The 8,310-nt window shown below is 31.5% G+C and carries 9 protein-coding genes; 5 read left to right on the top strand and 4 right to left on the bottom strand.

Annotated elements, in window-relative coordinates:
* Nucleotides 1–293 precede the first annotated feature (293 nt).
* Both F1Z66_RS10565 and F1Z66_RS10560 read left to right on the top strand, forming a co-directional pair.
* Nucleotides 294–950 (top strand): PepSY domain-containing protein, encoded by a 657-nt coding sequence (locus F1Z66_RS10565; RefSeq protein WP_149863584.1) that lies wholly within the window; start codon nucleotides 294–296, stop codon nucleotides 948–950.
* A gap of 128 nt (nucleotides 951–1,078) precedes the next feature.
* Nucleotides 1,079–1,456 carry an SHOCT domain-containing protein gene (locus F1Z66_RS10560; protein ID WP_149863583.1) on the top strand — a complete coding sequence of 126 codons (378 nt, stop codon included), beginning with the start codon at nucleotides 1,079–1,081 and terminating at the stop codon, nucleotides 1,454–1,456.
* Between the two features lie 339 nt (nucleotides 1,457–1,795).
* Here F1Z66_RS10560 and F1Z66_RS10555 read toward each other — a convergent pair whose 3' ends face one another.
* Nucleotides 1,796–2,194 carry a DUF1428 family protein gene (locus tag F1Z66_RS10555; RefSeq protein WP_149863582.1) on the bottom strand — a complete coding sequence of 133 codons (399 nt, stop codon included), beginning with the start codon at nucleotides 2,192–2,194 and terminating at the stop codon, nucleotides 1,796–1,798.
* A gap of 336 nt (nucleotides 2,195–2,530) precedes the next feature.
* On the opposite strand from F1Z66_RS10555, the gene F1Z66_RS10550 reads away from it, so the two are divergent.
* Both F1Z66_RS10550 and F1Z66_RS10545 read left to right on the top strand, forming a co-directional pair.
* A complete protein-coding gene (locus F1Z66_RS10550) occupies nucleotides 2,531–2,782 on the top strand; it encodes a hypothetical protein (RefSeq protein ID WP_149863581.1) in 252 nt (83 codons plus the stop codon).
* 145 nt (nucleotides 2,783–2,927) lie between these two features.
* The gene (locus F1Z66_RS10545) at nucleotides 2,928–3,149 is read left to right on the top strand and encodes a hypothetical protein (protein WP_149863580.1); all 222 of its coding nucleotides are present in this window, start codon (nucleotides 2,928–2,930) and stop codon (nucleotides 3,147–3,149) included.
* A 492-nt stretch (nucleotides 3,150–3,641) separates the two neighbouring features.
* On the opposite strand, the gene F1Z66_RS10540 is transcribed toward F1Z66_RS10545, so the two are convergent.
* Nucleotides 3,642–3,821 (bottom strand): hypothetical protein, encoded by a 180-nt coding sequence (locus tag F1Z66_RS10540; protein ID WP_149863579.1) that lies wholly within the window; start codon nucleotides 3,819–3,821, stop codon nucleotides 3,642–3,644.
* 1,276 nt (nucleotides 3,822–5,097) lie between these two features.
* Between F1Z66_RS10540 and F1Z66_RS10535 the strand changes: the two genes are divergently transcribed.
* Entirely contained in the window at nucleotides 5,098–5,358 is a 261-nt protein-coding gene (locus F1Z66_RS10535; protein WP_149863578.1) for a hypothetical protein, read from the top strand.
* A gap of 637 nt (nucleotides 5,359–5,995) precedes the next feature.
* On the opposite strand, the gene F1Z66_RS10530 is transcribed toward F1Z66_RS10535, so the two are convergent.
* Both F1Z66_RS10530 and F1Z66_RS10525 read right to left on the bottom strand, forming a co-directional pair.
* A complete protein-coding gene (locus tag F1Z66_RS10530; protein ID WP_149863577.1) occupies nucleotides 5,996–6,997 on the bottom strand; it encodes an LLM class flavin-dependent oxidoreductase in 1,002 nt (333 codons plus the stop codon).
* Between the two features lie 85 nt (nucleotides 6,998–7,082).
* Entirely contained in the window at nucleotides 7,083–7,703 is a 621-nt protein-coding gene (locus F1Z66_RS10525; protein WP_149863576.1) for an alpha-ketoglutarate-dependent dioxygenase AlkB family protein, read from the bottom strand.
* Nucleotides 7,704–8,310 lie beyond the last annotated feature (607 nt).

Raw genomic sequence — 8,310 nt, 5'->3', positions numbered from 1 at the left:
AATTCCAGTCATGGTGGTGTTAGTCTGGTTAGGAATAGGCATCAGACAATGGCTTGTACTTTCAAAGTGGGATAAGAAATACAAGAAATACAAAGAGTTGCAAAGAAAGGTCGATGAAAAATTAGATAAAGAAGATTGAATTTACTTCTTATATTTTTACATTTTTTGATTCTTTGGGATCATATTCATAATCGATTAAGCAGACAATTGCTTTCTTGTTTATAGTATCACGTAACTAAGTTACGTATCATGGATAAACAATGGTTATAATTATCGGAGAGAAATATTACTAAATGAAAAACAATTATGCAAAAAACAAATCAAGAAAAAAAGAGATACTATTTGGGGTTCTAGTATCTTCCATCATAATTACTGGAATATTTCTTATTAACCCAGTAAACTCCATGGTAGCAGCTTCGCTTAATCAAAATGCTAACAGCACTATTGAGATAAATAAATCAAGAGATTCAATCCCTCAGTTAAACGGATCAGTCAATGTATTTGAAAAGTCACATGTAGCCATTAGAAATAGCATGAATGTTTCGTTTGCAGATGCAGCATACATTGCAGAAGGCCAGTTTAGTGACAATAAGAATATCTCCATACTTGAGGGAAAGTTAAATGTAAAACAGGGATCTCTGGTCTATAGTTTCACAGGAATAGATTACAATGCAAAAAAAGAATACTATGTGTATGTGGATCCTGGAAATGGTTCGGTGTTATACATATCAGAGGGAAAGCCAACTTCTAAACCGATCGACCACGGTTATTTTGGTGACCACAACAGATTCCAAAAATTCTACGGAGGACATGATCAAGGACACGAATGGAATGGATTTGGTCTAGGATCCTGGTTTAACAAATTAACGGGTTCTTATGGTCACAATAACACAGTCGGAAATCATGGATGGTTTTCTGATAACTTCCATCATGGGGACCTACTAGAATAAAGTAATGAATAATAAGAGGTTGATAAAAAAGAGTGAACAAAACAAATTTCAAAATAAGAAGAAATGTTAGACCATATCACGTATTTTGTGGTTCTAGTATAATTAATAGTCCAGGATGGTTGTGATTCTTGAGTAGCAACGATACATCAAGTCAAATTTCAAAATGGATTGGAATTGCAATCATAGGATTGTTATTGTTAATTGGTATAGGAATAGTCGCCACCACATTCACAAACTATGGATCCAATTCGGGTCACACACCAGGATTTGGATTCGTTCCCATCCACTTCGGATTCTTTGGAGTATTGTTTTTTATCATAATAATAATACTCATTTCAAGATGGCTGTTCTGGTCAAATAGATGTGGATATACTTCAAGATATTATTATGGCCATTCAAGCAAAGATAGCGCCATTAAAATATTAAACGATAGATATGCAAAAGGAGAAATTACTAAAGATGACTATACACATATGAAACAAGATATACAGGATGGTGATCCCTGACACTCTTTAAAATCTTCTAATAATTCTTGTTTCCTAATCCTTTATTTTCAAATCATACAATTTTGTCATTTTCCATTTAATTCGTAAACTAGAATTAGATTCTTTTCAATATTGAATGTATCTCAATACACTCAAACTATATGATATTATATTTTTAATAATGATATTTCGACTCGATTTGGACCCTTTTTCAAGACGATTATGACAAATTAAATCAAATTCTATTTCACTTTGGAATGGTTTCTCTGAATCTACTCTATAGAGGATAAAAATTAGTAAAACTACTAAATATTTATCTTGTTCCCTGGATTAAAAAATTACAGAACAGGAATTAATGATTTATGGATTTTCTTTGATGCCACTAAAATCTCCAAACACTATTGATCCAGGCGTAATTATTTCCATAGATTCTTTATACCATTCATTAGCCTTTTTATCGCTTTTCATAGCCTTCATAACTTGTTCTACATGCTCGGCATCTCTATAGGATAATATTTCTAAATTTACATCTTCGTCTTCATTAGCAGAAATAATTTTTGAAATATTTACAAAATCCATCGTGTTTTCTCTTAAATTCAACCTATAAACATATTTTGATACGCCATGCTTTCTGAAAAAATTATCAGTTTGCTTGCCAATCCTTGCCAAAGCCTCACGCTTATCTTTTGGGGTACGAATAAAAACAATTTGAATCAATCCACCGAGATCTCTTTGTTTATAGTTGATTGGATTACTCATGCCAATGAATATGGTTCAATCTTATAAATATGACAAAGGGATCGAGAGTATACTTTCACTACATATTATTTGGACAAACAGGACTTGACAATAGTTTTTAATAGATTTGATATCATATTTTATAGAGTTCTTTGCTATATGCGTATCAAAGTCCGTCAATTTTTAGAAATTTGATCTCTCTAATAACTCGTCCTATGCTTTTGATCCTCTTCATATTTATTGGAAAACTTTGTCCATTCCCTCATAGCTAACTTTTTTTTAAAAATATTTTAAGTCGATGAAATCGAATAAGATCAAAAAAAAGAAACCTTAAGGAAATTGGAGGGAAGTGAGTGGATGAGCGCCAACAAAAATACTACGAGAAAATCAGAATCAGCTACTAAGGTAAGTAGGTGGTTGTATCACATGACCAACAATGAAATGGACTGGCGAATTAGGAGTAGTGATTCTTTTCAATACCTCAATGATATCGTGGATTCATATGATACCATTCGTACGCAACGAAAAATAGTGGATAAATTCATTCCTTATAGGCATGAAGTTGCAGATAAACTCAATGACCCTATGAATGCATTCACAAAAAAATGATGGAAATACCAAAAATTATTTTTCTAATAAACTAAATAAATCCTAGTGACCTAACACTGAAATGGCAACAAGCAATATAAAGAAAGAAATTACAAAACAAGTTAAAGGGCCAAGATGACAGGGTCTCCTTGTTTACGCTAGTGCCTTGTTTGATGCTTCCTTAATCCCGGAAACATTAATTGACGAATTTCATTTGCTTGTTAATCCACTCATAATGAGAAAAGAAAAGACCATCTTCAAAGATCTAAAGGAAAATCAAAAGCTTGTATTTATCGAATCAAAGGTGTTTGACAATGGTCTATTGTCGCCCCACTATAGGGCTAGTAGCAATATCGCTCAAAATATCAGTAAATTAAAGAAAATCTAGTTAGTAATATTCTTTACTCAATTATTTATTTTACGTCAATTATCTCATGTCTTATTCCAATCAATTGTGAATCAAATTCCCATGTGCCTAAACTAAATGGTGTAGAGCAAATAATTATAGAACGAGAGTAAAGAGTACTAAGTTATTTCAAAATAACTCGACATAGGCGTCTTATACAGCAAAATCAGATTATGAGGTCATTTTACTTTATCAGTGGAATAATAGATTTAACAAAGATGGAATTAGTCAAGTAAAATGAATATGGATTTAGAGCAATTGAGATTCAGTGGTTATGTTCGTTCTATTTGTGATCTCGGTTTTGATTATTGTGAGTTCTTGGGATTTTGATGTTACAATCCCCAATTCTAATTTCTAATTTCTTTGTATTATGAAGTGGGTAAATGACTGAAAATACATTATGTTACATAAAGATCTGACATTGTAAAATGATCATGCAATTGCAAAACCGATTAAATTATTTACAGTTCTACTCTATATTATTTTTTTATAGTAATAAAAACTGCCATCTTTCACATCCCGATCTTCAATAATATTATATTCTTTAGATATGTGTCTAGACTTTTTGCCTTGTTCATTAAAGCCAGAATTCTCTAACCGGATGCCGTCACACTGTGTACATTCCTCCTCTGTCAAATTGCGATTTAATGTCAAAATCAATTTGGAATAGCAATATGGACAATCCATTACAATATCATTTCAAAGCTATGTATTTATGGATTATTCATATTTGTACCCTTTATTCATTAGTGAAATTGAATTGAAATTGTTTGGTTGATTGAGAAATCAAAAAGCAATTGTGGATTCTCAATATTTACATCATGAATTTTAATTATGAATTAAGGTTTTCTTCATCAAATTCAAATGATATAGGAAAATTACATTTGTTTTATCTATTCTTAAGATGCATTATATGACGTTTATTTTTATCAAATTCCCAACTACATGAATTGGAATTGGCATCTCAATTACGTGCCTTAAAGTATGAATTGTAATATCCATAATTTGTATAATTAATATTACCATCTTTTAGTAGGCAGTCGGCATTGTCCTTGACAAAATCGATGTATCCAGCATCGCGATCAGTATCTTGATAATTTATAAAATCTCTTTCGATTTTTTGAACCGGATAAAATTGGACAGTTTATACAATATTAATTAATGTATATGTACAGATTCTATTTAATAAAGCCTCAAGATGGATTCACTTGAGGTTATGTTGAAAGCATCAAATGTCATTGTATCAAACATTTTTTTTTGATCTGTTATAATATAATCCAAAACTGTTCCGTAATTATTACAAAACCTTGATCCAATTGCATTATATTTTTGCATTCTTGGCAGTTAGGGCAACTTCACTTTATAGTTCATACTGCACTTTATCTGACAAGAGACTCCATAATACTGACCGATTCTTTGGTGATGGTTCTGAGTAATGAGAGAACAAAGTCTGCTCCAATACAAGTCTTAGCCAAATAATATTTGCCACCTTAAAACTTTCGAATTTTTGCAGATTTTGACAAATAGACCTTCATTAAAGGCAAGATAATCTCAAGAAGATCATTTATCGATTTGATTTTATTTTATTAAAAAAATAGTATCGTGAGTTTTGTTTTCTCATACAATTTAGCAAACTGCCTCCATGAATGTTCACTACCCATTTATCATCCAATTAAGAAAAGGGATTTTTAAGAAATACTTATTATACTATCGATATATCCTCATCATCAAACTATTCTAGTCTTCTATGGATAACAATGGTCATTATTTGATATATATCAACTACCTTTACATACTACTGACCGTTTGAGATTTCTCTTTGTGGAATTTTTGAAAGTTAATGTACAAATTCACAATTACATATACTGTATAAAAAGTCACATCTAGTAATTATAGATATATCTTATATACTTTTTAACTGTATGAAAATATGAATAGTATATTCAGTGTTAATAAAGCATTAATTACCTCGACAGTTCTAGCGATATTGTTCATACTTCTTGTGGGTCCGACGTTGATGACCCTGAACGTATTTGCTCAAGGTAATACTGCAAACCAAGACATAGGCCAATTTCAATCTTCAAACCAAAAAAGTGGTTTAGTATCTGGCGGTGATACCACTGCTTCAGGTAATAACCTAAACTCTCAAAGTCAAACAAATAGCGGAAACAACGCAGCAGCACAACAGTAATTTTTTTTTATTTTCCTTAAATCAATTATTATTTACTTCTTAATCTTTCATTAAAAAAAATTCTTAGTTACCGAATGGCAAATTTATACTTCATTATAACTGGGGTAACAATATAACACTTTCTTTAATCTGTTAATAAAAAAATCGTGTTTCCCAAAAAATATCAAATAGTAAATAAAGTTGTAGTTATTTTTATTACATCAAAAATTATATGATATTTAACTAACCCGCTACCACGTATTTAATTTTCTTAATCTCAAACAAAAGCAATTAAATCTAAGAATAGTAAAATTCTTCGACATAGAATAAGATTCTCTCTCATAGAACCTACATAAGCATTGTTCTTGAATAACAGAACTTAATGATACCAAACGTGATATAAATATATTAGGTATGGGGAACTAAATAGTTTTCATTTCGCGCAAATCAAATTGATTTTGGATTCTCTTAAACCTTAATCGCAGGACCGTTTTAGCCCTGTAATAAGATCAAGAATATATAATTCAATTATTATCGATTCAGAAAAAAGACTGAAATGATCCTATATATGAAGTTAAACGCTCTTGTGCTTAAAATGATCTATGCAACACAGTCCTTTTCTATTCTGAATTGATGAGGTTATTTGGTTTTCTTTTATTTAATAAATCCCAGCTATTTCTTTTTTAAAAACTTCAATCTGTTCATCAAAATCGCTTATGGGCCAAAAATGTATTCGTTTTGCACCAGCTTCATAGAAGGCATTTACCTTTTGTATGCATTCTTCGACAGAACCAAAAAGAAGTGAATCCTCCAACTGTTTTGATGGTCTACCTAATGCCGGAGAAAGAATATCTTTTACCTTTTTTTTAACTTTGTCCTTATCATTATCAATATAACCAAACATTGACATTAAGGAATTGTCAAATGATTTGGTATCTTTACCTATCTTTTTCCTATATGCTAAAAGCATATCCCATTTCTCTTTGAACTTTTGTGGTGTAATATTATAAGCAGATGCCATCCAACCATCACTATATTTTGCAACTCTCTTAAGGCCTGCTTCGGATTCTCCCCACGTCCCTATGAATATAGGAGGATGAGGTTTTTGGTATGGTCTGGGAGCAAGAACTACTTTGTCTAATTGGTAATATTTGCCATTATAATCTACGGTGTCTACTGCATTATTTAGTCCTGCTTGTTTATAATTCCAAAGGGTGTGCAAAATTTCTATTGCCTCGTTGAATCTACCCCATCTCTGTTCAAAAGGAATTCCACATACATCGTAGTCTCCTCTATATGAACCTGGTCCAACTCCTGCTGCAAATAATCGTCCTGATGACAGAATGTCTATGGCTGTTAAAGCATTGGCACAAATGACTGGAGTTCTTACTACTATGTTCAGTATCGAAGTCCCAAGTTTTATCTTGTTGGTTACTGCAGCGGCTGCAGCCAATATGCTCAACGAGTCTAACCAACTAGTTCTAAAAACAATATGATCATTTACGCTTAGTGAGTCATATCCAAGAAATTCTGCCTTTTTTACAATTGAAAGTATTTGTTCTTGCGTATTGGCCGATTTGATTTTTCCTTCTTTGTTGTAATCATTAGCGTTATCAAAACCCATAACCGGCAGGTGAATACCAATTAGAATCTTCTGCATTTTAGAACTCGTAATTGGTGATTAATATTGATTTACATGAAAATAGATATACTAGTAGCTAACTAGTGTATGTTACATAAGTAACTTACTTAGTATCATGAAATGATTGCTCCATAATAGTTCTGAAAGTTAAGTTTATTCTCGGATGATTTATTTTACTCGACAAAGGTAAAGAATGCAGCCAATTTGATTGTGTATCACCCTTCATCAAAAGCAAACTTCCATTCTCTAATAGCAGAGAGATTGTTTTTTTTGTGCTCTTATGTTTAAATGAAAACTTTCTTTCCGCTCCAAAACTAACAGAGGCTATGACAGTATTTTTTCCCAAGGATCTTTCATCATCGCTATGCCAGATCATTCCCTCATTGCCATCATGATATAGATTGAGTAAACAGGAGTTAAATGTCGAATTTGTGATAAGTTCTATTTTTATTTTGAGATCTATTAGTTCCTCGGTCCATGGTAGTGCTTGTTTTGTGGTATTAGAATAAGTGTACAGAAAACCTTGATCTCCATACCAGGCAACTTTTCTCTTTGTAACTATATGCTTTCCATGATAGAATGCCTCATCATTCTTCCAATTTATGTTCTTTAGTAGCAAATCATAGTACGTGTTTGCTTCTGATGCTGTCATTATCTTTCCATAATAATTTGCTTCTCCATCTCTGTTTAGTACATTAACAAATTCATCATTTAAAAGATTCATTTATTGTATCTCAAACTACATGCATTTCATATATACAATACCGGATAGGGTTTGATCAATTCTTCTATAGCTTCGCATTCTATTTCTAGATATATTGGAATATTAGAGCATTACATCTAGTTAGATATACTTTTGTAATACTTTCGAAAAGGGTTGATATGAGAAATTCATCTAATACTAAAAAAACATAGTAATACACTGGTAATTCTTGCGACTGTTGGAGCTCTGGCTGTGGTATCCAGCATCTTTTATTCCTGATTCATTCGAAAAAATTTAGATCCAATTCATTTTATGTAATAGAACCCTCTGCTACAAGTTACTTTATCTCATTGGATAAAAACAGTCTTTTGTAATGTGGTGATTATATCTAAGGCCATAAGAAAATACTCTAATGGACTGAATTGAGATGATTTCTCCACTGACAATAAATCATTCGTCTAGAAATTATTGATGGTATCTATGGATTATTCTTTGAATTTAAAATTAAATTACCATCATTAATTTATTCCACATTTGTTTACCTATTTTGTGATGGATAAAAAATCATTATCAATAGCCATTGATGGGAGAAAAAATGAATTGCAAAATATGGTATACGATCAATTAC

Origin of the sequence: Candidatus Nitrosocosmicus agrestis (assembly GCF_008389435.1) — an archaeon.
In the GTDB taxonomy this organism is placed as follows: domain Archaea; phylum Thermoproteota; class Nitrososphaeria; order Nitrososphaerales; family Nitrososphaeraceae; genus Nitrosocosmicus; species Nitrosocosmicus agrestis.
The sequence above is the reverse complement of the archived record's forward strand: the minus strand, read 5'-3'. Positions and strand labels throughout refer to the sequence as shown.

What these genes read in the sequence shown, in the direction of transcription:
- F1Z66_RS10555 (WP_149863582.1), bottom strand. Translation starts at nt 2,194, where the DNA reads ATGAGTAATCCAATCAACTATAAACAAAGAGATCTCGGTGGATTGATT.
- F1Z66_RS10525 (WP_149863576.1), bottom strand. Translation starts at nt 7,703, where the DNA reads ATGAATCTTTTAAATGATGAATTTGTTAATGTACTAAACAGAGATGGA.
- F1Z66_RS10565 (WP_149863584.1), top strand. Translation starts at nt 294, where the DNA reads ATGAAAAACAATTATGCAAAAAACAAATCAAGAAAAAAAGAGATACTA.
- F1Z66_RS10550 (WP_149863581.1), top strand. Translation starts at nt 2,531, where the DNA reads ATGAGCGCCAACAAAAATACTACGAGAAAATCAGAATCAGCTACTAAG.
- F1Z66_RS10535 (WP_149863578.1), top strand. Translation starts at nt 5,098, where the DNA reads ATGAATAGTATATTCAGTGTTAATAAAGCATTAATTACCTCGACAGTT.
- F1Z66_RS10530 (WP_149863577.1), bottom strand. Translation starts at nt 6,997, where the DNA reads ATGCAGAAGATTCTAATTGGTATTCACCTGCCGGTTATGGGTTTTGAT.